Annotated in this window: 19 protein-coding genes; 17 read left to right on the forward strand and 2 right to left on the reverse strand. The window is 56.9% G+C overall.

All coding sequences use genetic code 11. The features are described from left to right. Positions 1-18 precede the first annotated feature (18 nt). The 13 genes from ACYQ11_RS12450 (at position 19) to ACYQ11_RS12510 (ending at position 12,449) form a co-directional block, all read left to right on the forward strand. Positions 19-1,227, forward strand: coding sequence for an acyl-CoA dehydrogenase family protein (locus ACYQ11_RS12450; RefSeq protein WP_459924118.1), 1,209 nt, complete (start codon positions 19-21; stop codon positions 1,225-1,227). 65 nt (positions 1,228-1,292) lie between these two features. After that, positions 1,293-2,009 (forward strand): TetR/AcrR family transcriptional regulator, encoded by a 717-nt coding sequence (locus ACYQ11_RS12455; RefSeq protein ID WP_459924119.1) that lies wholly within the window; start codon positions 1,293-1,295, stop codon positions 2,007-2,009. A 24-nt stretch (positions 2,010-2,033) separates the two neighbouring features. After that, complete coding sequence (locus ACYQ11_RS12460) at positions 2,034-3,101, forward strand: phosphotransferase family protein (protein ID WP_459924120.1); 1,068 nt, start codon at positions 2,034-2,036, stop codon at positions 3,099-3,101. 17 nt (positions 3,102-3,118) lie between these two features. Beyond that, positions 3,119-3,412, forward strand: coding sequence for a putative quinol monooxygenase (locus ACYQ11_RS12465; protein WP_459924121.1), 294 nt, complete (start codon positions 3,119-3,121; stop codon positions 3,410-3,412). Positions 3,413-3,457: 45 nt separating this feature from the next. Continuing rightward, entirely contained in the window at positions 3,458-4,216 is a 759-nt protein-coding gene (locus ACYQ11_RS12470; RefSeq protein ID WP_459924122.1) for an SDR family oxidoreductase, read from the forward strand. 13 nt (positions 4,217-4,229) lie between these two features. After that, positions 4,230-4,949, forward strand: coding sequence for an enoyl-CoA hydratase (locus tag ACYQ11_RS12475; RefSeq protein WP_459924123.1), 720 nt, complete (start codon positions 4,230-4,232; stop codon positions 4,947-4,949). After that, positions 4,946-5,866: an amidohydrolase family protein gene (locus ACYQ11_RS12480; protein ID WP_459924124.1), complete on the forward strand. Its 921-nt coding sequence runs from the start codon at positions 4,946-4,948 to the stop codon at positions 5,864-5,866. Before ACYQ11_RS12475 ends, ACYQ11_RS12480 begins: the two co-directional genes overlap by 4 nt. A 26-nt stretch (positions 5,867-5,892) precedes the next feature. Then, entirely contained in the window at positions 5,893-6,708 is an 816-nt protein-coding gene (locus tag ACYQ11_RS12485) for a nitroreductase family protein (RefSeq protein WP_459924125.1), read from the forward strand. 120 nt (positions 6,709-6,828) lie between these two features. Beyond that, positions 6,829-7,179: a hydrogenase maturation nickel metallochaperone HypA gene (gene hypA / locus ACYQ11_RS12490; RefSeq protein WP_459924126.1), complete on the forward strand. Its 351-nt coding sequence runs from the start codon at positions 6,829-6,831 to the stop codon at positions 7,177-7,179. Then, positions 7,176-7,844 (forward strand): hydrogenase nickel incorporation protein HypB, encoded by a 669-nt coding sequence (hypB, locus tag ACYQ11_RS12495; RefSeq protein WP_459924127.1) that lies wholly within the window; start codon positions 7,176-7,178, stop codon positions 7,842-7,844. The genes hypA and hypB overlap by 4 nt, the downstream gene beginning before the upstream one ends. Before the next feature lie 163 nt (positions 7,845-8,007). After that, a complete protein-coding gene (locus ACYQ11_RS12500; protein ID WP_459924128.1) occupies positions 8,008-8,997 on the forward strand; it encodes an ATP-binding protein in 990 nt (329 codons plus the stop codon). Between the two features lie 310 nt (positions 8,998-9,307). Continuing rightward, the gene (locus ACYQ11_RS12505) at positions 9,308-9,940 is read left to right on the forward strand and encodes a TetR/AcrR family transcriptional regulator (protein ID WP_459924129.1); all 633 of its coding nucleotides are present in this window, start codon (positions 9,308-9,310) and stop codon (positions 9,938-9,940) included. A gap of 262 nt (positions 9,941-10,202) precedes the next feature. Next, positions 10,203-12,449: an ATP-binding protein gene (locus tag ACYQ11_RS12510; protein ID WP_459924130.1), complete on the forward strand. Its 2,247-nt coding sequence runs from the start codon at positions 10,203-10,205 to the stop codon at positions 12,447-12,449. A gap of 293 nt (positions 12,450-12,742) precedes the next feature. On the opposite strand, the gene ACYQ11_RS12515 is transcribed toward ACYQ11_RS12510, so the two are convergent. Together ACYQ11_RS12515 and ACYQ11_RS12520 are read right to left on the reverse strand one after the other, a co-directional pair. Further along, the gene (locus ACYQ11_RS12515; protein WP_459924131.1) at positions 12,743-14,329 is read right to left on the reverse strand and encodes an amidase; all 1,587 of its coding nucleotides are present in this window, start codon (positions 14,327-14,329) and stop codon (positions 12,743-12,745) included. A 13-nt stretch (positions 14,330-14,342) separates the two neighbouring features. After that, positions 14,343-14,489: a hypothetical protein gene (locus ACYQ11_RS12520; protein WP_459924132.1), complete on the reverse strand. Its 147-nt coding sequence runs from the start codon at positions 14,487-14,489 to the stop codon at positions 14,343-14,345. 401 nt (positions 14,490-14,890) lie between these two features. Between ACYQ11_RS12520 and ACYQ11_RS12525 the strand changes: the two genes are divergently transcribed. Genes ACYQ11_RS12525 through ACYQ11_RS12540 form a run of 4 tightly spaced genes read left to right on the forward strand, consistent with a single transcriptional unit; the run spans position 14,891 to position 25,740 of the window. Beyond that, entirely contained in the window at positions 14,891-16,861 is a 1,971-nt protein-coding gene (locus ACYQ11_RS12525; protein WP_459924133.1) for a hypothetical protein, read from the forward strand. 30 nt (positions 16,862-16,891) lie between these two features. Continuing rightward, a complete protein-coding gene (locus tag ACYQ11_RS12530; protein WP_459924134.1) occupies positions 16,892-17,875 on the forward strand; it encodes a PKD domain-containing protein in 984 nt (327 codons plus the stop codon). A gap of 27 nt (positions 17,876-17,902) precedes the next feature. Next, complete coding sequence (locus tag ACYQ11_RS12535) at positions 17,903-23,752, forward strand: hypothetical protein (protein WP_459924135.1); 5,850 nt, start codon at positions 17,903-17,905, stop codon at positions 23,750-23,752. Positions 23,753-23,760: 8 nt separating this feature from the next. After that, positions 23,761-25,740: a fibronectin type III domain-containing protein gene (locus ACYQ11_RS12540; RefSeq protein ID WP_459924136.1), complete on the forward strand. Its 1,980-nt coding sequence runs from the start codon at positions 23,761-23,763 to the stop codon at positions 25,738-25,740. Positions 25,741-25,768: the final 28 nt, after the last annotated feature.

A 25,768-nucleotide genomic window follows, 5' to 3' on the forward strand; every position in this document is an offset into this window, starting at 1 on the left:
CCACTTTGGAGGATACTTATGGATTTCAGCGTATCGCAGAAAATGCAGACGATCATCGGCATGATCAACGAATTTGTGGACAAGGAACTGATTCCCATGGAAGCGGAGTTTCTGACCCATGATTTCCACGAAATGCTCCCCGCCATCCGGGAAAAACAGGAGATGGTCAAGAAAATGGAACTCTGGGCCCCAAACTTTCCGGCGGAACTGGGCGGCATGGGCCTGTCCCTGCTCGAACACGGGCTGGTGTCCGAGGCCCTGGGCCGGTCTCCCCTGGGGCACTTCACCTTCTGGTGCCAGGCCCCGGACGCGGGGAACGTGGAAATCCTCCATATGTTTGGTAACGAAGAACAGAAAGAGACCTTCCTGAAACCCCTGATCCAGGGAAAAATCCGGAGCTGCTTTTCCATGACCGAAGTGGACATGCCCGGCTCCAACCCGGTGATGCTTGAAACCACGGCGGTCAAGGACGGGGACGATTACGTGATCAACGGCCACAAATGGTACACCACCGCCGCCGACGGGTCGGATTTCGCCATCGTCATGGCCGTGACCAATCCCGAGGCTCCCACCTACCTTCAGGCCAGCATGATCATCGTCCCGACCAACACCCCGGGGTTCAACCTGGTGCGTAACATTCCGGTCATGGGTCACACGGGCAGCGACTACGCCAGCCATGCCGAGATCCTTTATCAGTCCTGCCGCGTCCCCCAAAAGAACCTGCTGGGACCCGAGGGACACGGCTTCGTCATCGCCCAGGAACGCCTGGGGCCGGGACGGATTCACCACTGCATGCGCTGGCTGGGTGTCTGCAAGCGGTCCTTCGACCTGATGTGTGCCCGGGCCAACGAGCGGGTGATCGCTCCGGACGGCAGCACCCTGGGCTCCCGCCAGATCGTGCGCCAGTGGATCGCCGATTCGGCGGCGGAAATCGAAGCGGCCCGCCTGATGACCCTGAACGCGGCCTGGCAGATCGACAACATGGGCGCCAAAAACGCCCGGGACAGCATCTCCATGATCAAGTACCTGGTGGCCAACACCATGAACCGGGTGGTCGATCGGGCCCTTCAGGTTCACGGCGGTCTGGGCATGACCGATGACACGGTGCTGGCCTATTTCTATCGCCATGAGCGGGCGGCCCGGATTTACGACGGGGCCGATGAGGTTCACAAGATGTCCCTTGCCAAACGCATTCTGAAAACCTATGAAGGAAAGATCGTGAAATAGGGAATCGCCCCAAATCCGTCCCGGCCCTGGTCCGGGACGGTGCGGCGGTTAGGCGGAATGCATCATTGAAAATCAGCCATCGGGACGCCATGACATACGAGGAATTCAAAAAGAGGATCAGCGACACCAAGCAGGACATCTGCCGGGACGTGTATCGGAAAAATCAGGACAGCATCCGGATCAAAAAGGAAAAAACCGCCATCAAGAATTTCGAGAAGATCTTCGACGCGGTGTTTAAAATTTCCTACGCCAAAGGGTTCCAGGCCATGAGCATGCGGGACCTGAGCAGCGAAACCGGTCTGTCCATGGGTGCTCTCTACGGCTATTTCACCAGCAAGGACGATCTTCTGGCCATCATCCAGCGCCAGGGCCGGTCCATGGTCCAGAGGGTGCTGGCCGATTCCATGGTGGCCACGTCCGATCCCGTGGACAAGCTGAAAGCCGTGATACGGGCTCACCTTTATCTGAGCGAACTGGCCCGGCCCTGGTTCTTTTTTACCTTCATGGAAGCCCGGAACCTCAGCGAGGAGGAACTCAAATCCGTTCAGGACATGGAGTCCTATACCGAACAGATCCTGGTGGATATCCTCGAAGACGGGGAAAAACAGGGAGTCTTCAAACCGGGCAACCACCTGCTGACCGCCAGCCTGATCAAGGCCATGCAGCAGGACTGGTACCTGAAACGCTGGAAATACAAGAAACGCAACATCACCGTGGATGCGTACGCGGAAGGTATCATTGCCGTCGTCACATCCTTTTGTCTGGCCTGTCCGGCCCCGTGATCACGAACACACATGGAGACACGCATGGATTACATCGACAAACCCAAAGACATCAGAAAGGGCGAGGAACTGGATATTCCGGTTCTCGAAGCCTATCTCAAGGATACCATTCCCGGCCTCACGGGATCCCTGGCCATTTCTCAATTCCCCAGCGGCTTTTCCAATCTGACCTACCTGATCAGCGTGGGCGATACGGAAATGGTGCTTCGCCGCCCGCCGGTGGGGGCCAACATCAAATCGGCCCACGACATGGGCCGGGAATACCGGATTCTGACGGCCCTGCGGCCGGTCTATCCCTACTGCCCCAAACCCCTTTCCTACACCGAAGACCCGGCGGTCATGGGCTGCCCCTTCTACGTGATGGAACGGATTCCCGGCATCATCCTGCGCAAGAACCTGCCCAAGGGCTTAAATCTGCCCGCCGACGGCATGCGGGCCCTGTGCGAGAAACTGCTGGACGTCCATGTGGAACTGCATTCCATTGACGTGGTCAAGGTCGGCCTCGACAACCTGGGCAAGCCCGAGGGCTTCGTCAAGCGCCAGGTGGACGGCTGGAGCGACCGCTACCGCAAGGCGAAAACCCCGGATGCCCCGGACTTCGAAACGGTCATGGGCTGGCTGGCCGACAAGATGCAGAACGATACGGACCGGCCGACCATCGTGCACAACGACTACAAGTTCGACAACGTGGTGCTGGACCCGGCCAATCCGATGAACATCATCGGGGTCCTGGACTGGGAAATGGCCACCTACGGCGATCCCCTGCTGGACCTGGGCAACTCTCTGGCCTACTGGATCGAGAAAAACGATCCGCCCGAGGCCCAGGCCATGCGCATGATGCCCACCCATCTGGACGGGGCCCTGACCCGGGCCGAACTGATCGCCCGCTACGGCGAAAAAACCGGACGGGACATGAGCGCCATGGATTTTTACTACTGCTTCGGCGTGTTCCGCCTGGCGGTCATTGCCCAGCAGATCTACAAACGCTATTACGAAGGCGTCACCAAAGACGAGCGGTTCGCCCTGCTGATTGCAGGCGTTCAGATTCTTGAAAAGACGGCTCTCTCCGTCATCGAGCGGTCCAAACTCTGATAAAAAAAGGAGGCCTTATGGTCATCGTGGCGAAAATGAAGGCACTGAGCGGAAAGGAAGCGGAGATGGAGCAGCTGCTCCGGGACATGGTCGAAAAAGTCCGGCAGGAGCCGGGAACCCTCACCTACACCCTGCACCGGGACCTCGGCAACCCCGGCGTGTTTCTTTTTTACGAGAAATACGCGGACATGGACGCCGTGACGGCCCACAGTTCGACGGATTACTTCAAGGGCCTGTTCGCGGCGCTCAAACCCCTGCTCGACGGCAAACCCGAGATCGCCATGTACACCGAACTGGCCGGAATCTCTTAAGCGATTAACCATTTACCCGATATTCAACATCAAACGGAGGAACACATGGTCACCTTTTCCCTGAACGACAAAATCGCCCTGATTACCGGCGCCAGCCGGGGCATCGGCGAATCCGTCGCCATCACCCTGGCCGAAAACGGCGCCCACTGCATCCTGGCCAGCCGAAAACTCGACGACCTGGAGGTGGTGGTGAAAAAAATCACCGATGCCGGCGGATCGGCCGAGGCCATGGCCTGCAACATGGGGTACCCGGAGCAGATTACCGACCTGATGAAGGCCATTGAAACCAAGCACGGACGGCTGGACATTCTGGTCAACAACGCGGCGGCCAATCCCTATTTCGGCGAGATGATCAACGCCGAGGAATGGGCCTGGGACAAGACCATGGGCGTGAACCTCAAGGCCCCTTTCATGCTCACCCAGGCGGCGGCGAAGATGATGAAAAGCACCGGCGGCGGGAGCGTGGTCAACGTTTCGTCCATCAACGGGGTCCGGCCGGCCTTTCTCCAGGGTATCTATTCGATCACCAAGGCGGCCCTGATCAGCATGACCCAGGCCTGGGCCAAGGAACTGGCCCCCCACAAGATCCGCGTCAATGCCCTGTTGCCCGGGCTGACCGATACCAAATTTGCCAGCGCCCTCACCGCCAACGAAGAGATCAAGAACATGGTGCTGGCCCAGATTCCGCTCCAGCGGATGGCCCAGCCCGAGGAAATGGCCGGTGCCGTGCTCTATCTGGTGTCCGATGCGTCCTCGTATACCACCGGTTCCTGCATCACCGTCGATGGCGGCATGCTTGCCTGAAGGAGAGAAAGCCATGGAACAATGCGTGCTGTTTGACGTCAAGGACCGGGTGGCCCTGATCACCCTCAACCGGCCGGAACGCCGCAACGCCCTGAACCAGGCTCTTCTGGCCCAGCTTTATGACGCGCTGGACACGGTAGCCGCTGATCCGGATATTGTGGCGGCCGTCATCACCGGCCAGGGCACGGCCTTCTGCTCGGGGATCGACCTGGCCTGCCTGGGTACCGACAACCTGTTCGATCCCCGGGGTGACGGCTCCGACCTGCTTTCGGTGTTCGCCGCCTGCACCAAACCGATCATCGGGGCCGTCAACGGTCCCACCATCACCGGGGGCTTCGAGATCGCCCTCAACTGTGATTTTCTGATCGCCTCGGAAAACGCGAGTTTTGCCGACACCCACGCCAAGGTGGGCATCCACCCGGGCTGGGGCATGACCCAGATGCTCCAGGAGGCCGTGGGCCGGCGCATGGCCAAACAGATGTCGCTGACCTGTCAGTTTATTTCGGCGGACAAGGCCCTGGCCGTCGGGCTGGTCAACGAAGTGGTGTCATCGGATCACCTGGTGGACCGGGCCATGGAGATCGCCCGGCAGATCTGTGCGGTCAATCCCCAGATGATGATGACGGTCAAGACGCTCATTGAAAACCGGAACAAGGGCAGCTTCGACGAGGCGCTGGCCATGGAGACCCGGGGCTTTCAGGCGTTTATCCAGGCGTTCAAGGGCGGGCAATGAACGATCGGCCGATCCGGATCGACACCCATGTCCACATCATGACGGACCGGCGCATCCAGGGCCTGGCCCGGTGGATGAAAAAGGCCTTTCCCGGTCATCCGGTGGCGGAAACGGTGACGGCGCAGGATCTGGTTCGTGACCTGAAAGAGGGGGGGGTCACCCATTTTTTCAATCTGGTCTACCCCCTGTCGGCTGATGAGACCGATGACCTGAACGCGTTCAACATCGACTTCTGCCGGTCCGTGCCCGGGGCCGTTCCCGTGGCGGGGATCCACCCGGATACGCCGGACAAGGCCGGGGTCGCCGAACGCCTGCTCGCCGATCATTCGGTGGCCGGGTTCAAGCTCCACCCCTTCATCCAGCGCTTCGATCCCTGGGCTCCGCGCATGGATGATTTCTATGCCTTTCTCGAGGAGGTTAAAAAGCCCGTGTTTCTTCACACGGGCTTTGAAACGTTCTATGGCAAGGGCATGGCCGTGACGGAACTTCGCCGTCTGCTCGCACGCTTTCCCGGACTGCCGGCGGTTCTGGTTCACATGGCCTATCCCCATCTGGATCAGGCCCTGGACCTGCTCGACGAATTCCCCGACCTGTACCTGGACGCCACCGGCGTTTTTGTGTTTTTAAGGCACAGCTTCCGGCCCTATCTGGAGCCGCCCCTGACCGCGGAAACCTTCGAAACGCTTCTCAGTCGGCGTCTGGGGCAGTATCCCGGCCGGATTTTTTTCGGCTCCGACCATCCGGTGGGCTGGGGGGATGTGGGAAAAATTTTTAAAGACCTGCGTCTGGTTCCGGTGTCCGAAACGACGCGCCAACACCTCGAATCGGGTGCGGCCAGAGCCTTCATCGACCGGTTTTATCCGGGGTTCGACTGGAGCCGCAACCTTCAGGACCACGGGCCGGACGGCAGCATGTAAACAAACAAACGAAAGGACAACAGCATATGGCGTTTATGACGATCGATAGTGACAAATGCAACCATGACGGAATCTGCGCGGCGGAATGCCCGATGAAGATCATCCAGATGGCGGACAAAACCCCCACGCCGGTGCGGGGGGCCGAGACCCTGTGCATCCGCTGCGGGCATTGTGTGGCGGTCTGTCCCACGGAGGCCCTGTCCCTGGACACCCTGACACCCGACCAGTGCCTGCCGGTCAACACGGATCTGCTTTTAAATCCGGAGCAGGCCGAACATTTCCTCCGTTACCGCCGCTCCATCCGGACCTATAAGGACAAATCCGTGGACCGGGACACCCTCACCGAGCTGATCCGAATTGCCTCCCAGGCGCCGTCCGGCCACAACAGCCAGCCCGTCACCTGGCAGGTGATCGAACGCCGGGACGAGGTCAAACGCCTGAGCGGCATGGTCATCGACTGGATGAAATACATGCTCAAGGAACAGCCCAAAATCGCCGCCATGATGCACCTCGACATGGTGGTGGCCGGATGGGAATTCGGTATGGACACCATCAGCCGGGGCGCGCCCCACCTGATCCTGGCCAACGGGGAGAAAGCCAATGTCATGGCCAAACCGGCCTGCACCATTGCGATCACCTATCTGGAACTGGCCCTGCCGGCCTTTGGCCTGGGCGGATGCTGGAACGGATTCTTCAACGCCGCCGCCCTTTCCTGGCCCCCCCTCAAGGAGGCCTTGGGGCTGGGCACCAAAGAAAACTACGCCGCGCTGATGGTGGGTTTCCCCAAATTCAAATACCACCGCATGCCGCCCAGAAACGAGCCCCCCATCACCTGGAGTTAGGGGCCGGCGCTGATCGGGGCTTGAAGGATGTGCTCTTCAAGCCCCTTTCTTCGGCCGAGTCCTTATGCTAAGATCCACGCCGGTCTGTTTTTTGAACCGAGATGTCGAAAGGCTCCGCCCATGCATGAATTACCCGTGATCAACAGTATTTTATCGATCGTCCTCAAGCACGCGGCCCGGCACCAGGTCCGGAAGATCGTGGCCATCCATTTGCGGGTGGGGGTGCTGTCGGACCTGGAGGACCAGTGGATGCAGCAGTATTTCGACTATCTGAGCAAGGGCGGGGTGGCCGAGGGGGCGACGCTGGTCATCGAACGGGTCCCGGCGGTGATGTGCTGCTCGGCCTGTTCGGCGTCCTTTGAAATTGACGTTAAAAGCGGCACGAAGCCGGTCTGCCCGGCCTGCGGCGGTGAGAAACACAGCCTGGTCTCGGGCAGGGAATACTATATCAAGAACATGGAGGTCTTATGAACGACGTACGGATCATCGAGGTCAAGGAGGACATTCTGGCCGACAACCAAAAGACGGCCCAGGCCCTCAACGCGGAACTGACCGGGAAAAAGACGATGCTGGTCAACCTGATGGCCTCCCCCGGCGCAGGAAAAACCACCACGATCCTTTCAACCCTCGACCGCATCAAAAACGACCTGGCGGTGGCGGTGATGGAAGCGGATATCGATTCCAAAGTGGATGCGGAGAAAATCATGGCGTCGGGCACCCATGCCATACAGATCCGCACCGGCGGGTTCTGTCACATGGACGCCACCATGGTGAAAACCGGCCTTGACGCCATGGATTACGGCAGATTCGACCTGGTGTTCCTTGAAAACGTGGGCAACCTGGTCTGCCCGGCCGAATTCGAAACCGGCGCCCACCTGAACGCCATGATCCTCTCCATCCCGGAAGGTGACGACAAGCCCTTGAAATACCCGCTGATGTTTTCCGTCTGCCAGGTGCTCCTGATCAACAAGATCGATTACCTGCCCCTGTCCGATTTCAACCTGGACCTGTTCAAACAACGGGTTTTGTCCATCAACCCCGACATCACCATCTTCGAGATTTCCTCCCGCACCGGCCAGGGCATCGACGCCTGGGCCGACTGGCTGAAAAACCGGGTGAAATCGATTACCGGCTAAGGGCAGAGGGATGCCTCCGGCGGCCCTGCCGGGGGCCAACCTTTTCAAAAGGTTGCCAAACATGTTTTTTTTCTATTGGCCGGTTTTATAAAACCGGCCGCCGGAGGCAGCCGTCAACGAAATAGCTTGAGATGGGTTCAAAGCACTCACAAGGAGATGATCCATGGAAAAATCGATTTACGACCGGATGGCGGATAAAATTTTTCTTCCAGGCTCCACCCTGATTCCGAAGCTGTTTGCCATGATCGCCGACACGGAGGAGGCCGAGTTGCTGATGGCCATGCCGGGGAGCCCGGAGGAGCTGGCCCGGGATCTGAAAAAAGACGCGGCGACGGTGGACGCCATGTGTCGGACCCTGTATGTCAAGGGTCTGGCCTTCAAGTCCCTGCGGGATGGGCAGACCAAATACAAGATGTGCCGGGATCTGATCCAGTTTCACGACGGAACCATTCTCTGGCCCGCAGCCACCCGGGAATTCCACGATCTGTGGCAGACCTTCATGGAGACCGAGTGGCCCGACTACGCCCGGATGATCACCAAGGTGGTTCCCACGGCCTTCACCCGGGTCATCGCCGTGGAGGAATCAGTCGATCCCGGCAAACAGCAGGTCCTGGACATGGACAGTGTGGATGCCGTCATCGAGACCGCCGACGCCCTGGCCGTGACCCCCTGCACCTGCCGTCTGATCGCCCGCAAATGCGATCATCCCCTCGAGGTCTGCATCCAGGTGGGCAACGCCGCCCGCTACACCCTGGACCGGGGCACCGGACGGGCCATCGACAAGGACGAGGCCCGGGCCATTCTCCGGGACTGCGAGGAAAAAGGCCTGGTCCACGTGACCATGAACAAATCCCACGTGGGTCATTTCATCTGCAACTGCTGCTCCTGCTGCTGCCAGACCCTGCCCCTGATCATCTCCGATCGCCTGAATCTCACGGCTCCCAGCCGGTTCTGCGCAACGGTGGACCCCTCGGTCTGCTCCGGCTGCGGCACCTGCCTTGACCGCTGCCACTTCAACGCCATCACCCTCACCGATGACGCGGCTGTCGTCAACGAGGAGCTCTGTCTGGGCTGCGGCCTCTGTCACGGCACCTGTCCTGAATCCGCCATCACCCTCACGGAAAAACGCCCCGTGGATTTCATTCCCCGCTGATCGGACGGAGTGGCGGCCAACACGCTGATGCGTGAGGACATAAACCGGGCTTCCCGTTTGCCAACCCATATAAAGGGCCGGCAAACGGGTTTTATCAAACAGGGCATCTTCGTTTCAGATCGATTCAAACCTGATGCAAATCAGGGCACTTCTTGGGCAAATTGTTTTATCCCGATCCCAAAAAACTCCACACACGTATCATAAGACCCGTTCCCGAATACTAAAATCTTGACAAACAAGAAGGGTTGAATTTATTAATGAACAATTAAACCAAATGTTCATTAATAAATTTAAGGACCCTGTTTGCGCCATGAAAAAAAAGGCCAACGCCAATGATATTTACAAGGCAGCGTTAAAAGTTTTTTCCGAATTCGGTTATAAAAAAACGACCATGGAAGATATCGCCAAAGAGTTGGATATGACCAAGTGCAATCTCTATCTTTACGCTGAAAACAAAATGGATCTCTATGAAAATACGGTTCGATCCGCTCTCGTCAAATGGCAGGTTTACGTGATGGAAGCCGTTTTAACTGGAAAAACATCCGAGAATCAGTTTTTTACGATAGCTCAAAAAGCGATCGATTATCTGGATGAGGCCCCCGAATTGAGAGCCCTTCTCAAAAAAGATCCGGAAATTTTTCCGATGTTTCCCACGAATGAACGCTATGAAACAATTCACGCCGACTCTGTCGAGATGCTTAAGACCATTATTGAAAAGGGCATCAGTGAAAAGGTGTTCCGTCCTGTTAATGTAGACAATATTTCTAAGATTTTATTTTCAATCTATAAAATGTTTATTATCAGAATTTATGTTCAGGACTCGGCAGAAAAAGACACCATCAAGATGTTGTTCAACGAGGCTCTGGAGCTTCTAACAACCGGCCTGTTTACCGTTCATGCATTTAACGGAGAGGGCCCAGAACAACTTCATAACACGACATGACGCGTTGACGCTGATTCGTCAAAAAGGCCCCTGTTTCAAATAAACAACACCGTTAACCATCGCGCGTTTCTCCGACATACATATTGATGATTTCGTCAAAAGCATCCCATGACGGCATGTGAAAAACGTTCGAGCTTACGGCGTTGCGAATCCCTAAGGAGTGAGGCGCACTTAGGGTACGCCGCCGTGACGGGGGATGAAGCGCAACGATTAAAATCGGACGTTTTACGAAGCCGTCAATTATTGACATTATGGGATTCACATGGGCAACCTGTTTGACCGTGCATTGTCACGTTACTCACAATCAGAACTTGACCTCCAGCTGAAAGCACGATTTTTTTTCATCGTGTGTCTGTTCAGTATGCTCATGATCGTCATGAGCATATTTATTTCGGTTTATTTTAACCTCAAAGGGTTTCATAACGCAAAAATCCTGATCCCGATAATGATTCTCGGTTTCATCATGATGCCGTGTGCCTTTGGCTTGCTGATTTGCGGACATTTCTCCATATCCGCCCACATGATCATTATCATTAATCTGATCAGCGTCTGGGCCGTGATGGCTGTTGACAACAGCCCCCCATTATCGCGTCTTGATACGATCGTATTCGTTATCTGTATCCTGAGTCTGCTGCCAATGGCTATAACGCGTCGAAGGTCCGCCATTTTCGCATACGGTTCACTGAATATCGGATTCATGCTGGCTTTTTTTTATAACTATCGCTTTCAAATTCCCGTCTCTGATTTCGCCGTGATTGAATACATCAGTGATAACACCTTGGCCTGCATCATCACCTGCATTGCAGCTTACAGCGTATTCACGATCAATAAGACGGCTCTCGACAGGGCAAAGGAAGGGATTGAAAGACACCGGAAGACCGAAGCCATCGTTCTGGCTATCAACAAAGAACTCATGGAAAAAAATAGAAAGCTAAGCGATGCCCAGTCAGAAATCCTGTCAACGCATGTCCTTCTTCATGAGTCCGAAGAAAAATTCTCCAAAGTATTTCATCTGAGTCCTGTTATCATATGCCTTATCAGTCTTCCTCACGGTCGTTTTGTTGATATCAGCAATTCTTTCTGCTCATTGACGGGTTATGCGCCCGAAGACATCATTGGCAAGAACTCCAGGGATCTTAACCTGTGGGAAAACGAAACTGATTTTCAAATCATCCAAGACCATATTTCTTCTGAACAACAAATTCTGGAGATTGAAATTGTTGTTCGCTCACGAAACGGGAAACGGTTTACCCTGCTCGTATCCTCCGGGAGCCTATCCATAGCCCAAACCAACCATATTATTATAATGGGAATTGATATCACGAAACGGAAGCAGGCCGAGACGGAAAAAGCCCTTCTCGAATCCCAGTTGCTTCAGGCACAAAAAATGGAGGCCATAGGCCATCTCACCGGTGGCATAGCCCATGATTTCAACAATATATTATCTGTTGTCAGTGGGAACGCCGAACTTGTAATGATGGACAAGGGGCTCGATGCGAAGATTCTGGAACGACAAAAATCAATCCTTGATGCGACCCATCGTTCCACCAATCTGATTCGGCAGCTCCTGGCATTTTCCCGGAAGCAGGCGATCAACCCTAAAGTGCTGGATATCAATAAGACGATCGTCGGCATGCTGAAGATGCTCCAGAGACTGATCGGAGAGAATACGTATCTTGCATGGCTGCCCGGGCAGGGAATCGGCAGAATATTGATTGATCCGTCTCAAGTCGATCAGATTTTAGCCAATCTTATTGTCAATGCCAGAGATTCCATTCAGGATGTGGGCAAAGTTACCATTGAAACACAAAGCGTCGTCATAGATGACGCCTACTGCGAAGGGCATGTCTGGTTCCATCCGGGCGCTTATGTCATGTTGTCCGTCAGTGACAACGGTTGCGGGATGGACAAAAAAACCCTGGAGAAGATTTTCGAACCCTTTTTTACCACAAAGGCAGTGGGTCGCGGGACTGGATTGGGTCTGTCAACGGTATACGGGATTGTTAAACAAAACGATGGCTTCATTCATGTCTATAGTGAAGTGGGCAGGGGAACAACATTTAAAATCTATTTCCCGTTGATCGAAGGAGAGGACGATAAACCGGAAACGGTTATTCCCGCGAAAAATCATAATAACGTCTCCGGTACGGTTCTCCTGGTGGATGACGATATGGCGGTGCTTGATATCGGCAAATCCATTCTTGAGCATCTTGGGTTCACGGTTCTTACTGCAAACGTTCCGGAAAATGCCATTGATATGGCTTTGTCGTATAAAGAGAAAATTCATCTGCTGATCACCGATGTGGTCATGCCTCAGATGAATGGCCGTGAACTGGCACGCCGACTTGGTGAAATCGATCCGGATATCCGATGCCTGTATATGTCCGGCTACACTGAACATGTGATCGCACGGCACGGTGTTCTTGAAAAGGGGGCGAATTTCATGACAAAACCATTTTCGGTCAAAGAACTGACCGATAAAATCAATCAAACATTTAATTCAAAATAAGTGTCCGGCAACGGGACTGAAAAGAGACAGTTAAACCGAGAAAGCGTATCGGCCGCATGCCATTTGATCCCAAAAAGCTTTTTCCGAGACCACACGATTGATGAACCCGTAAAAAACGTTTCCAGTCCCAACAGTCCCTATATCCGAAAGGAAGCGCGTTAATCCGTCTTGATGCAAAAAACAATTATATTCCATAAATTCAGTTTAATAATTCATTTTTTGCGTATTCCCGGTGTCCGGACCCGGGACGGCCTTTGACCGGGCGAAGGTTTTCATCGATGACCCCTTTCCCATCAGAACCCCGGCGGACGGCGGTAGGCGCCGGCCACCGTGTCCAGCTGGGCGGCCGTGTCGAGAAGGGCCAGGTCGTGCCACCTGTGCCCCACGACCTGGATGCCGATGGGCAGGTGGTCGTTGTCGTATCCCACGGGCATGACCACCACCGGATGGCCGGTCAGGTTGAACAGGGTGGTGTAGGCTCCGTTGGCCACCATGTAGGGAAGGGTCTGACCGTCCACGGCAAAGGGCTTTTTGTAGATCGGATAGGGGCCGAAATACCGGTCCGCCTCGATGTGGGGATAGGCCGCCGTCGTGTGAACGGGGCAGATCAGCGCATCGTAGGACGACAGAAAGCGGTCCATGGCCAGCATATACTCCTCGCGCCGGGTCAGGACGGTCAAATAGGTTTCGTAGGACATGGGGTAAGCCATGGAAATTGTCGGCGTGTTTTTGCGATAGGAACTGCCCAGCAGATATTGGAAGAAACGGGCCACAGGCGGAGAATAGACACCGGTTTCAAGGTCGATCAGCTTGCCGTAGGTGCGCCAGGCCGACGTGACGTCAAGGCCCGGAGTGCTGACCTTCTCTATGGTGCATCCGGCGCCCGCAAGGGCCGCCGCGAACCGGGCCAGGGCCTCTTGTGTTTCCGCCGAGACAGGCACATCGCCGACGGTGTCGATCCAGGCGATTTTAAGATCCGTGAGGGCTTTTTTCGGAGGCTCGCTCAGTGGCAGATCGGGCACGTCCGGATCATGGCCGTCCGGTCCGGCAATGATGGACAGGCAGAGTTTGAGATCCTCGATGGACCGGGCCAGGGGGCCGATGGACAGCTGGTGGCGGATCGACCGGAACGGCTTGTCGGACAGGCCCGGTGACAGGCCGGTGTTGGGAACGCGGTGCTCCGTGGGCTTCAGGCCGTAAATCCCGCAGAAATGGGCGGGAATGCGGATGGAACCGCCGATGTCGTTGCCGATTTCAAGGGGCGTGAATCCCGCCGCCACGGCCGCAGCCCCGCCGCCGGTGCTTCCTCCGGGTGTTCGCGTCAGGTCCCAGGGGTTGTTCGTCACGCCGAAGAGAGGGCTTCGGGTCTGGTAATCCATGCCCAGGGCGGGCAGGTTCGTCTTTCCGAGGATGATGGCGCCTGCCTTGCGCAGGCGCTCAACCACCGGGGCATCGGCCTCCGGAATATACTCGGCGGTCTTTTCCATGCTGCTGGTGGTTCGCATGCCACAGGTGGCCACGTTGTCCTTGATCGTCACCGGCACCCCATGAAGGGGGCCCCACCATTCGCCCCTGGAACGCGCGTCGTCGGCCTGTCGGGCTCTGGCCAGTGCTCCCTCTCTGTCCAGGGTGACCATTGCGTTCAGGGCAGGGTTGTGCACGTCGATGTGATCGAGGCAGGCCGTGATGAGTTCCAGCGATGTGAATTGTCCGGACCGGATGCCCTCCGCCATCTCATGGGCGCAAAGAAACACACGGTCGTCGGTGGCCCTGTCCGTTCTGATGACGGCTGCCGCGCCCTGAATGTTCATGGGTGTGGTGCAGGCCTGAACCAGCGCAAGGATAATCAGAATGTAAAGCCCGGCAAGGGGTTGTTTCATGGGTGTTCCTCCGTCAGTGGGTTTTGAAAGCGTCCGATCCCGGCGAGCGTCGGATTCTTCGGCGGTGGAAGTATCTTGCAGAAACCACCGTGTCCATCTCGGCGATGGCCTTGTTCACCTGATCGATGCCCGACGACTGATCGGCGGATGCGTCGGACATCTGATCCACGAGGCCGGCGATGTAGAAGCAGTTGAAAGATAAGGGGAAATTATCATGCTTCGCAGGCGGGGTCAAAAAGAAAAACGTTTCGAAGCCGTGATTGGTCGCTGATGTCGTCACGCAGATGGGCGAAGGTTTGGACGAAGCCGGAGCGTTGATGCCCGCCTTGTAACTGGTAAAACCGGCGTCCCATTCATCCTCGCTCCGGAGAGAAAAAATGATTTCGGCTGGGGTGGTGATTAAAACCCGGACAGCGTTGAATTTTTACGTTATCGGGTGTTTCTTTTTTGGTGAAGTTGGAGTATGAAGGAAATGTGTGTTCTTCGAGAGTAAACATTCGCCGCTGATCAGGTGATAATCAATGCATTGAACCATTGCGTCGCAATGAAATACGGGAGCGTATGATGGTACGTGGTCTGATGTGTCTCAGCCGACCGTTACAATTAAGGGTCCGTCTGTGTGTGTTTGTGGTTGCCGGTCTTGTGGGGTTTTCGGCGTTTCCCGTCGCCTTGCGGGCCCAGGATATCGTATTTGAACGGCCGAGGGCCGGAGAAACGACCATTGCCAAGAAACCGGAAATAACGTGTCTGATTTCGGTTCCTTATCTCAGGGAAACCCTGTTTGTCATGGTTGATCAGACCGACATGACCGGCCTTGTGACTTTTTCGGAAAGCGGGTTTACCCTGACGCCCTTTCATGTCATGCCCGCCGGAAAGCACACGGTGTCAGTCCGGCTTGTGGATCGACAAAACAAGGTGCATGACGGGCAGGCCGACTTCGTAACGCGTCATTCCACGACCTTTGAAACCGCCACATCCGTCAACAGCATCTCCGCCGTTTATACGCAGCTGATGGCGCACGATGAGGACGGTAATGCCGGGCCGGGACCCCACTGGCGGGTCGAGGGCAATCTTGAAAGTGACAACACGGTGGGCCGGGGGCCCTGGACCATGGGTCTTACGGCCAACGCGCGCTACAGCGATCAGGAACACGGGATGGCCGAACCGGTGAACGATGGCCTTTATCTGGCGAATTACCTGCTCAGGGGTGACCTTGAGGCCGGTTCCGCCACCCTGGACGCCGGCCTGGGGGACCTGTCCGTCGAAGGAACCTCAAACACCATCGGCAGCCTGTACCGCAGGGGCGTGGCCCTGGGTGCGACGACCCAGGGTTTTTTCGTCAAAGGCTTTTCACTCAAAAGCCGCAATGAGTTCGGGGAACGTCCCGGCGAGGACCTGTCGCTTCAGAACACGGATCACCTTCTGGGCATCATCACGGGTGGGGCTCTTTTTGAAGAAAAGCTTACCCTTCGGGCCATTTACGCCAATGGCGGCGAAGATGCCGAAGCGGAAGCCTTCAACACCTGGCCGCCCGCCGCCGACACCAGGGGCGATGTGTTCGGTCTGGAAGTGAAAACGAACTTTTTCGACAACAGCCTCGTCACCCGCCTGGAGGCGGACTGGTCGGATTATGATGCCGACACCGCCGACGGCCGGGATTCGGACTCGGACAAGGCCTTTCAGGGCCAGGTTTCCGGCACCCTTGATTTTTTCAATTATGATCTGCTGTATGAATATACCGGAGCGGATTACCAGGTGATTGCCTCGTCGATCCAAAAGGACCGGAAAGGATGGACCACCCAGGCCGGGTTCAATGGCGAAGGCCAGTCGGTTCTGATAACCGTTGGACGCTATGACGACAATCTGGACCGAGACCCGGATCGGCCCCGGATCGGTTCCACCCAATATGGGACAACCTATTCGTTCACGAAATTCCCAACCCTTCCCATGAGCATTGGATGGCAGCGCTCCCTCCAGGACAGTTCCCATGAACCCGCAGGCGCGAGCCGGATTGAAAGCACCACGGATTCGTTTACCGGGTCCCTGTCCTATTTCAAAAACGCCTTCGTCCTGGGGTTTCAGCCTGCGTATTCGCAAATGGATGATGAAACAAACGCCGATTACGACACCCGCACACACACCCTGACGCTTTTTTCCGGATTCAACACCGAGCGGTATTCCCTGTCACCGTCCCTGTCCTTCAACCGCTATACGGCAGAGAGCCTCGATGTCGATCAGGATACCCTGAGCGCCAACCTTTCTTTTGCGCTCAGATGGTCCCACGGCCTCTCCCTGGACGGATCCGCCGCCTACAGCCAGGTCAAATCCGATGACGACGCCGTGGACCAGAACACCGCCTCCGGTGATCTTCAGCTCAGCTACACATGGCCCGAACCCCTGGGTCAGATATTTTCACCGTCCGTCAAACTGCAGCTCAGTCAAAACCATACAAGGGATGATGTCGCAGGCACGGATTCGGATGAGACCCGTATCTATCTGGTCCTTACCGGTACGCTTGCTCTGTCTTATTAGCGGATGAATGAGAAAGGAGATACTAAAGGTATGTTTTCAAAACACAGTCTCATCGCGTCGATCATTGTGGCCCTTGTGCTTTGTGCCGTTACGGACGCCCTCGCCATCACCGTTTCTGCCAGCCCGAATCCGGCCATTATCAACAAGGCGGTGACCTTTACGATCGCGGTCACAACGGATTCACCCCCCAGTGATATCTATATTTCATTCGGCGACGCCAGGGGAGACGGCCGTCTGGTCGGCACGGTGACCCAGACAGATTCCACGCTCCAGATCACACACATCTATGACAAAGCCGGGATCTACACCATCAGTGTACACGATGCTGATTTTGATGCAGAGCCTCCCAATCCGGCCACGATGACCTTAAGGGTCGAAGACTTCGACATCAAACGCATCGAAACCGTGTTCGACACGGGCAGGCCCGAGGTCACCCTTTTCCGCAACCAGCCGGCCCCCGAGCTGAGCACCATCATCAACTATTCCGGAACCGGATTCATCAAAGGGTACTGGGAGGTGGACGGGATTAAAAAGCATCATTTCTTCAAGCAATTGAGTGTCGGCCCCCAGGAGGTGATCACCTATCCTTCCATGCCGGGACTTTCCACCTTCAAGCCGGGCAGCCATGTGGTCCGTTTCGTGATCACCGAACCGCTTCTCGATATCCCCTTTCCCAGGGTGGTGTATTATGTGACGGAACAGGCCTATGTGACCGAAACCGAAATCGCCGTCCTCACGCCCGGCAGCGGCGGGCCCCTGCCCTTCAAACCCCTGACCCTCGCCTGGCAGAGTGTTCCGAATACCGAAGTCTATATGGTGCACATCTTTAAACAGCCGGACCAGGCCCCCATTTTCAGCGCCTACAGCAAAAAGAACAGCTACGCCCTGCGCCCGGAAATCCTTGCGCGTTTTTTGAAACCGGGTGAGACCTACCATTACACGATCCAGGGTTTTCATGAGGACACACGTCTGACCGGAAAAAGCGTTATGACTCAACTTACCTTTGATAACTGATTATTACAGGACGAGGACACGATGAACATGACCCTTGTGAAGAGGCTGATGCGGGCGCTTTCGGTAGTGTGCGCCGTGTGGCTGTCGAGTCTGGGCGCCCCGTGTTTTGCAGGACCTGACGCCGTCGGGAAAAGCCCGGTAACCCTTCATCAGGACACCGTCACCCCGGGGATCACAAACCCGTTCCAGCAGGCGGCACCCACCCTGACCGGTGTCTTCCCCAATACCCTGACCCAGGGTCAGGCCCTGAGCGTCACCTTGTCCGGCGCAAACCTTTCTTCCGCCATGGGCATCCGGCTGGGCGACGGCATCGGCACGTCGAATTATCATATGATCAACGACACCCAGGCCTCGGTTATGCTTTCCGTTTCAGCCCAGGCCGCGCCCGGAAAACGGCAGGTTTCCATTCTTTACAAGGATCAGCTCAGACCCACCCCGGTGTATGTCACGGTCAATCCTCTCTATGTGCCGCCCACCGTTCAATCCCTTGCGCCCAATGCCCTGAGCCGGGGGAAATCCTACAACGTCGTCATCACGGGCTCGAACCTGTCGGGCGTTAAAGGCCTGGATTGCGGTGCGGGCATCACCGCAAAAGGCCTGAAAACCTCTGCCGCGTCCCCGAACATGCTCACATGCACCCTCGATGTGGCCCAGACCGCCTCACCGGGAGCCAGAATCGTCAAGGCTGTGGATGAAAAAGGGTCCCATGCCGGTGCCGCCACGGTCACCGTGCTGGCGGGTCTCTCCGGCGTGGAGGTGATGACAGACATGGTGATCATGCCGGATACGCCCCAGCCGGACATGCCGCCGTCTGCCGCACCCCAACCTGTGGCACCGCCCAAACCCGTGGTCAAGGTCGGGGGGATGACCCCCAACCGCTGGTTTGCCGGAAAGACCTACGAGGTGTCCATTTTTGGAACCGATGTGGATGAGGACACCCTGCTTCATTTGGAAGACGGCATCACCATCGAGAACATCGATGTCAAAGCCGCCGGCTACACGACCATGACCATCCGGGTGGATGCGAAAGCCTACGGCCAGAAGCGCTTGAAGATGCGACAAAACACGTTTCATGCCTGGGCCGACACCGGCCTTTCCGGCTACGTGATTCCCTACACGTATCAGGCCCCCGTGCTTTCGGCGGCCATCAAACATACGGCGATCGAAGACATAAAGATCGTCAAAGGCGTTATCGAACTGGAAAAGCCTGAATTCGGGGATCTGTGGATCATGGAAAACGCCTGGCATGACAGCGGGATTCCCACCAGCGACGATGCGAACGTCTTTACCTGGGAGGAAAAACAGGCGGGCGGAAGTCAGTGGTATGAACTGCGCATCATAAGCACGTCCGGCAAGGTCCTGGTCACCCGAAAAATCGAAGGCTCTCCGCTTCCTGATTCGTTTTATGTTCCGGATGTGGCCTTTCTGACGGAGATGTTTGCGGCCATTCGACCGGATGACGATCCCGGAAAAATCACAACCACGGTGTCGGGAACCGATGGCGTCAAACGCACGACCTTCAAGCCGGACGCAGCGACGATTGCCGCGGCGGGCTTTTCGGCGGCGGCCGGGACCTCGTCAGGGTCGTCCTATGGCCCCCGAACCGATGAGGACTATATCGAAACACACAAGGACGAGATCGACTGCTACTGGGAGGTGGCGGGATTCAAACGGCTGATGTCCTACACCTATTCAAGCCAGGCCGGGAAATACCTTCCGGTCACAAGCGATGTTGAAACAGCCGTCTCCGAGCGCTGGCCCCTGAAGCTGCCCCAGTACAGCCCCACGGGCCTCATCTGTTCCAGCGCCAACACCGTGACCCAGCTGAACATCAACCCGGCCAATGACGACATCGGCGGAACGGTCGAAGGAGACAACCTGTTTGTGGGCCAGGATTTGAGACTGACGGGGGATTTCACCCTGGAAGGCTGCCCCTGGTCCATCGCCTCCACGCCCGTCTATGACGATCCCGAAACGTCTTATATGCCGACTGACCCTTCGACATCAACCTCCAACGCATCACAGAGTACCGTGATCCCGACATATACGGTCATGGGCTGGCAGCTTGACAATGTCTTTATCGACTGGGGTGACGGGACCTTTGACCGGCCCTATGTCGTTCCCAGGGATGTGGTCACGAGCATCGGCAGTAAAGTGGATAAAGATCCCACAGGGGTTCTCTCGCTTTCCATTATCCACAATTACCGCTATGCCCAGAAGTTTCCCGTGCGCCTGTTCGTCCTCCCCAGGGAAGAAGCCGGAAAGATCCACAGCATTGTTCAGGCCGCCAAGGCCCCCGTGGGCGGTTCGGTCTATCAGGAGACCAGGGTTTCCGATCCATTATACGGTGAACGTCTTTTCGCCTCCCTGTCCCACACCGTGACGGAGACGGCAGGGCCGGTTGCAGCCGGGGTGTCGAAAAATAAAACCGTTGCCGTGGTCAACAACCTGGGCTTCGAAGCTCCGGGCAGCAATGCCTTTCTGCTCTATTGCCAGCCCAAGGTCATCGATGTGAGACCCGATCCCGCGGCCACCGGCGACCTCCACCTGATCGATCTTTCCATTTCCGGCTTTTCCGGACAGGAAGCGACGTCTGACGGCGTGATCATGATCGATTCTCCGGTAAGCGTCGGGGTCGGGAAAACCATGACGCTTCCCGACCATGAAAAGAAAACCCTCCCACCCATCAAGAAAACTAGTGAAACCCTGACCTTTTCGGCCGCACCAGGCATGTCGGCAGCCATGGTGGTGGAGAATTCGGCGGCAGGCCTTGTCGGCAATGTCCATCCGTCTTCGGATGCGGTGGCCTCGACCTGTGATGCGGGGCTTTACGCCACGGTCCGACTGGAATACTTCGGTCTCGGGCGGATCAACCTGATCTGGAAGGTGGACGACATCGAGATCGCACACACGGTGGAAGAGGTGGGGCCTTCCCCCATTCGGACCGAACTCGATGACGACAGCCAATATACGGAACCTGAACGGCACGGGTTTGTGTCTTTTCAGTCGCCCAACCTGCCCCTTTCCGTCGCGGGCCTTCACCGGCTTTCCGTCGAGACCTCGGTGGTGGGGTTCGAGAATGCGGAATACCGCCCGGCCGTTCCGGGAGGACAGCACGGCGGGGTGTATCTGGACGGCATACCGGGCTCACCCGAATACTACCTGTATGTGAAACGCGCCGCCGCACCCAAGACCTACTGGGTCCAAACGCCCAGCCCCGGCCGGCCCTGCGCGTTTTATTTTCCGGTTTCTGGCGGCAAAACCTTTGTCGTATCCAACCTCCAGAACCGGATCACCAAGAAGAACGGGATGTTTTCCGGTGAAGGCACCCTTTATTTTTCACTTCCAGACGGCCCCAGCAGCATCAAAGAACACTTTGTGGACATTCATATCAGCAACTGGCAGGTGGACGAGAACTATGTGGTCACAAAGGGATACATCAACGAAATCAATATCGGCAAAACCATGGATGAACTGCCCGCGGTTTCGGCGGTGCTGAAAAAACTCAAAGGCCAGGCAAACGAGCCATTGACGGCGACCATGGATGTCAAAGTCAGGGATTCGGGCCTGCACCGGGTGGGGGCCACCCTGCCTCCCGAATGGCTGAATGCCGAAGCCGCCCTCGTTCCGGAGGACGGCTGGTACGCCGAGGGGCAAACCATGCCGGAAACCGAGATCTACTGGAGCGATTTCCGTATTTCCTCCAATGATGTGATCCTGGATCTCAGCTGGAAACGGGGGGATGCGCCTGTGTCGGATGACACCCTGACGATTCCCGGCCTTGGCGGCACTCCGGCAACGCAGGTCACGCTCCCCTCAGGCAACACGAGCGTCACCCTGCCCCAAAGCGGTTCATCGACCGCCAAGACCAAATCGTCAAAAAACAAGCCCATCACGGCGCAGGACAGTATCGTCTCATCCATGACCCAGGACATGGGCGTTCCGCAGGCCGCCTATTTCATCCCCTGGGCCGGTGTCAACCTGGGGACGGCCCGCATCTATCCCTACCTGTTCAACCTGGCCGACCTCACGGTGGACGCCAAAGGCTGGAGTATCACGGACCGGGGTATTGTCGGAAAGGCGCGGTTCAATCAGTTCGAATACAAACTGGGCGACGGCAGCATCAGCTTCGATGCCATCGATATCGAATCGGGTGATCATCACCTTGAGGCGAACTACAAAGGGGTCAAGGTCCATATTCCCTGGCCCGATGTGACCCTGGACGGCGGCGATGCCACGGTCAGCTATACCCAGGGTGAGGAAGCGGCCAACATCGCCTTTCATTTCAATGTCACCGATAAGGTGGTGGAAGAGTACGATAACGTGACCATGAGCGTTGCCGTCAAAGGGTTTGAAAAACGCGGTTCCGGATGGGGCATTTTAACGGACACGACCTTCGATTTTACCGACGGTCAGGACCCCTTTGCCACGGCCGTTCTGACCGACCTGTTCTTCAACGTTTTCGGGGTCGCCCATTTTACGGACAGCGGGGATCAGGCGAAAAACCGTTTCATCCCCTTTGACAGGGCAACGACCTTCGGGAAAACGGACTTCACCCTGGCCGGTCTCAACGTCCACGCACAGACCGATTTCCAGAAAGAGGAGCGGCTCTCCTTTTTATTCAACGGCCGGATCCGGTTTGGAGATGCCTTCAACGCGCCGGATGTAAATGTGACCTACGGCATCGACAGGCCCCCGGGAAAGGACATTCAGGCCACAGGGCCGTCCCATTCAAAAATCACCCTCTGTTCGGATTTCCATCCGGCCGGGGAACCCTTGTCCAGTATCGAGGTCAGCCCGACGCTCGATCTTTCCGGCGGGGGAACCACCGTGTACGATGTCCCGGACGAGGACAATCCCGTCGTCGCCTTTCTGCTTCCCAGCGCCTGGGCCGCGACGCCTGTCACGGATACCTTCCGGGGGGACGTGAATCCCGAGATGTTCGGGGTCACCCTGCCTGCCGCGGTCCGGGCCAAATTCCGCTATGGAAAGCATAACGGTCAAACCTACTGGCTGACCCACCTTTCGGGCAGCGGCATCGATGTGCCGATTTTCACCAGCGGCGTCAATCTGAAGGCGGTCGAAGGCGGCATCGCCCACGGCTTCAATGCAAACGTCTTTGACGGCGACCCCATGGAGGCGATACCCGAAGGGGACGACACCTTTTATTCCGCCGGCGTCACCATCGGATCACCCTCGTCCGTCGGCAACATCTATTCGCTCAGGGGTGTTCTGACCGTGCGGATGACGGACGTCCTCATCAAGATAACCTGTAATCCGGTCTACATCTTCGGCATCAATGTCGGCGGCGGCTATTTCGCCTATCTGAACAAGGAATTTTACGGCAGTATCCATGGGAATTTAAGCCTCTATGGCGGGGTCTTGAAATGCGAGATCCCCAATATCCCCTTTGATGAGAACAATCCCGGAAAAATCGGTCAGGTGGGCCTTCACTTTTCTGACAGTGAATGGGAGATCCATGCGGGCCTTCCCAATGACCCCGTGGAAATCACGTTGTTCAACCGGGCCGGTGTGGCGGGTTTCTATCAGTTCGGATACCCCGTGGGGTACCATGTGGGCGGCCACCTGGGCTTTGATACGAAAAAGCTGTGCCTGAAACTTTTTGCGGCCAGGGCCTATGCCGATGCCAACATGTCCGTGGGCATTGCCCCGGGTTCGCTGGACGGCCATTTTTCCATCGGCGGCGGGCTGCATGCCTATGTCCCCTGCAGCGGCGATATCTGGGACGACGGGTTCAGTAAAAGCATCGGCGTCGATGTGAAAGCCCCGCCCCTGTCCATGAAGGGCGTGATTCGATTCGGCGTGCCCAAATGGGTTCCCGGCCCCAGCCGTTACACATTCCGGTTTGGTATTTAGGAGCAGATATGAAAAGAATGACGATGATTTTATGGCTGGTGCTGACGGTGGCTCCGGCCGTGTTGACGGCAGCCCAGGCAAACGACGAGAAGGGCCTGCTTCTTTCAGCCTCGAGCGGTGCGGGAGAGGTTTATCTTCTCTGGCTCGTTCCGGCTGAAAAGATCCCGGCAAAGGGGTGGCAGCTTTCAACGGATAAAGGCAAAATCCTCGTGCCTCAGATCCTGCCGCTTTCAAACGCAGCCGCAGCGGATCTCACCCCGGAGCAGGCCGACTCGGTCCGGGCCTTTCTTGACAGCCTGGCCCAGGCCAAATCCGCCGGCACGGAGGAGCGGGAGCTGTTCAACGGGCTGTTCACCCTGAGCGTGCTCAGCTCCTTTGACAAGGCCCGGGCCTTTGGGCTTGCCTGGAAACTGACCGGGGTTGCACCCGGCCCGGTCACCTACGTTGTCACGGGCCTCGATGCAACCAAGCGCCCCAAGGGTATTCGCCTGGTGTCGAATCCGGTGGACGCGGCCAGGGCCACACCCCTGCCGCCCGCACCCGGGGATCTTAAAATCGAAACGGATGGGGAAGGCGCCAAACTTTACTGGACGCCGGTGCCGGACAGCAAGGTCCATCCGGTCCTCTCCTACGCGGTCGAACGAACGGCCCGGGACAAAGCCCAATCCCGGACATTCAAAGCCATCCTGGGTTCTTCCTGGGAAACGGGTGATCCGGCCTACGTGGATACCGCCGTTCCCGTGGAGCAGGACATCACCTACCGTGTCTTTTCCGTGGACTGCTTCGGCAGGAAAGGTCCTCCGGCCTCGGTGACTCTGTTTGTGCCGGATACGATGACGACGATCCCGCCCCGGAATGTTTCCGCAAAATCGGGATCAAAGGCCATCACCCTGTCCTGGGAAACAGCGGACGAAGCCAGACCGGCCCGGTTTGTGGTGGAACGCGCGGCGGGCTCGGGAGGCCTTTTCAAGGCTCTGACGCCCGAAGGTCTGTCGCCCAAAACCCGTCAATTCACCGACAAGGATGTGATCAAAGGCATTTATTACCAGTACAGGATAAGAGCCGTGGGCACGGACGGCACCCTGGGCGAGCCCTCATCGCCCGTCACGGAACGGGTGCCCGCAGGCAAGATAAAGGCACCCAGACATCTCAATGCAGACGTCAGCCCCATTATGGTCACGCTCTCCTGGGAAAAAGGGGATGATCCGGTCAAAGGCTACATCGTTGAGCGGCGATCCAAAGATTCCGATATCTGGGCCCGGCTGAACGACCGCCTCGTTCTCCCCCGGCAATACAAAGACCCCCTGAAAGCCGGAACCTACGGCACGTTCTATTATCGGGTGACCGCCGTGGGATTTGACGGCAGTCAGAGCAAACCCGGCAAGGAGGTGAAGGTGACGCTCGAGGATCATACGCCGCCCGCTCGCCCGGTGATCACCGCCATTGACGGCCGGGACGGCACGGTCCGGCTCACCTTTGAACCCGCCAAAAACGATACCAAAACAAAAACCTTCACCGTGCTGCGGGATCATCCCTCCCGGAAGCAGGGAAAGATCATCGCGGAAAACATTCCCGTCAAAAAACGCCGGTTCGAGGATACCGGCGTGGTGCCCGGCGACGGATACTGGTATGCCGTGACGGCGGTGGACGCAGGCGGCAAGGAAAGCCCCGTGAGCGAAAAGCACCTGGTCACGGTTCTCCCCCCCCCGGTGCCCAAACCGGCCAGACCCTCTCTGAAAGCGGTCAGCGAGCCCTTTGCCCACGTTAAAATTTCATTCCGGCAGCCCCCGGATACCATGGCGGTGTCACTTCAGCGCAAAGACCGTGCGGACGCCCCATGGACCACACTCCTCAACGGCCTGACCGGCACCGACAAGGCCGTGGACGCCCATCCGGTGGACACCGGCACCGCCTGGTACCGCATCGTCTACCACATCCCGGGCGGCCCGGAAGGCGAACCCTCCGACGCCGTTGAGATCAATCGCTGATCAGGGCGGGGGAACTGTGGCGGCGGTC

The sequence above is a fragment of the Desulfatiferula olefinivorans genome, from assembly GCF_054657895.1.

What these genes read in the sequence shown, in the direction of transcription:
- ACYQ11_RS12450 (WP_459924118.1), top strand. Translation starts at nt 19, where the DNA reads ATGGATTTCAGCGTATCGCAGAAAATGCAGACGATCATCGGCATGATC.
- ACYQ11_RS12460 (WP_459924120.1), top strand. Translation starts at nt 2,034, where the DNA reads ATGGATTACATCGACAAACCCAAAGACATCAGAAAGGGCGAGGAACTG.
- ACYQ11_RS12465 (WP_459924121.1), top strand. Translation starts at nt 3,119, where the DNA reads ATGGTCATCGTGGCGAAAATGAAGGCACTGAGCGGAAAGGAAGCGGAG.
- ACYQ11_RS12470 (WP_459924122.1), top strand. Translation starts at nt 3,458, where the DNA reads ATGGTCACCTTTTCCCTGAACGACAAAATCGCCCTGATTACCGGCGCC.
- ACYQ11_RS12475 (WP_459924123.1), top strand. Translation starts at nt 4,230, where the DNA reads ATGGAACAATGCGTGCTGTTTGACGTCAAGGACCGGGTGGCCCTGATC.
- ACYQ11_RS12480 (WP_459924124.1), top strand. Translation starts at nt 4,946, where the DNA reads ATGAACGATCGGCCGATCCGGATCGACACCCATGTCCACATCATGACG.
- ACYQ11_RS12485 (WP_459924125.1), top strand. Translation starts at nt 5,893, where the DNA reads ATGGCGTTTATGACGATCGATAGTGACAAATGCAACCATGACGGAATC.
- hypA (WP_459924126.1), top strand. Translation starts at nt 6,829, where the DNA reads ATGCATGAATTACCCGTGATCAACAGTATTTTATCGATCGTCCTCAAG.
- hypB (WP_459924127.1), top strand. Translation starts at nt 7,176, where the DNA reads ATGAACGACGTACGGATCATCGAGGTCAAGGAGGACATTCTGGCCGAC.
- ACYQ11_RS12500 (WP_459924128.1), top strand. Translation starts at nt 8,008, where the DNA reads ATGGAAAAATCGATTTACGACCGGATGGCGGATAAAATTTTTCTTCCA.
- ACYQ11_RS12505 (WP_459924129.1), top strand. Translation starts at nt 9,308, where the DNA reads ATGAAAAAAAAGGCCAACGCCAATGATATTTACAAGGCAGCGTTAAAA.
- ACYQ11_RS12510 (WP_459924130.1), top strand. Translation starts at nt 10,203, where the DNA reads ATGGGCAACCTGTTTGACCGTGCATTGTCACGTTACTCACAATCAGAA.
- ACYQ11_RS12515 (WP_459924131.1), bottom strand. Translation starts at nt 14,329, where the DNA reads ATGAAACAACCCCTTGCCGGGCTTTACATTCTGATTATCCTTGCGCTG.
- ACYQ11_RS12520 (WP_459924132.1), bottom strand. Translation starts at nt 14,489, where the DNA reads ATGTCCGACGCATCCGCCGATCAGTCGTCGGGCATCGATCAGGTGAAC.
- ACYQ11_RS12525 (WP_459924133.1), top strand. Translation starts at nt 14,891, where the DNA reads ATGATGGTACGTGGTCTGATGTGTCTCAGCCGACCGTTACAATTAAGG.
- ACYQ11_RS12530 (WP_459924134.1), top strand. Translation starts at nt 16,892, where the DNA reads ATGTTTTCAAAACACAGTCTCATCGCGTCGATCATTGTGGCCCTTGTG.
- ACYQ11_RS12535 (WP_459924135.1), top strand. Translation starts at nt 17,903, where the DNA reads ATGACCCTTGTGAAGAGGCTGATGCGGGCGCTTTCGGTAGTGTGCGCC.
- ACYQ11_RS12540 (WP_459924136.1), top strand. Translation starts at nt 23,761, where the DNA reads ATGAAAAGAATGACGATGATTTTATGGCTGGTGCTGACGGTGGCTCCG.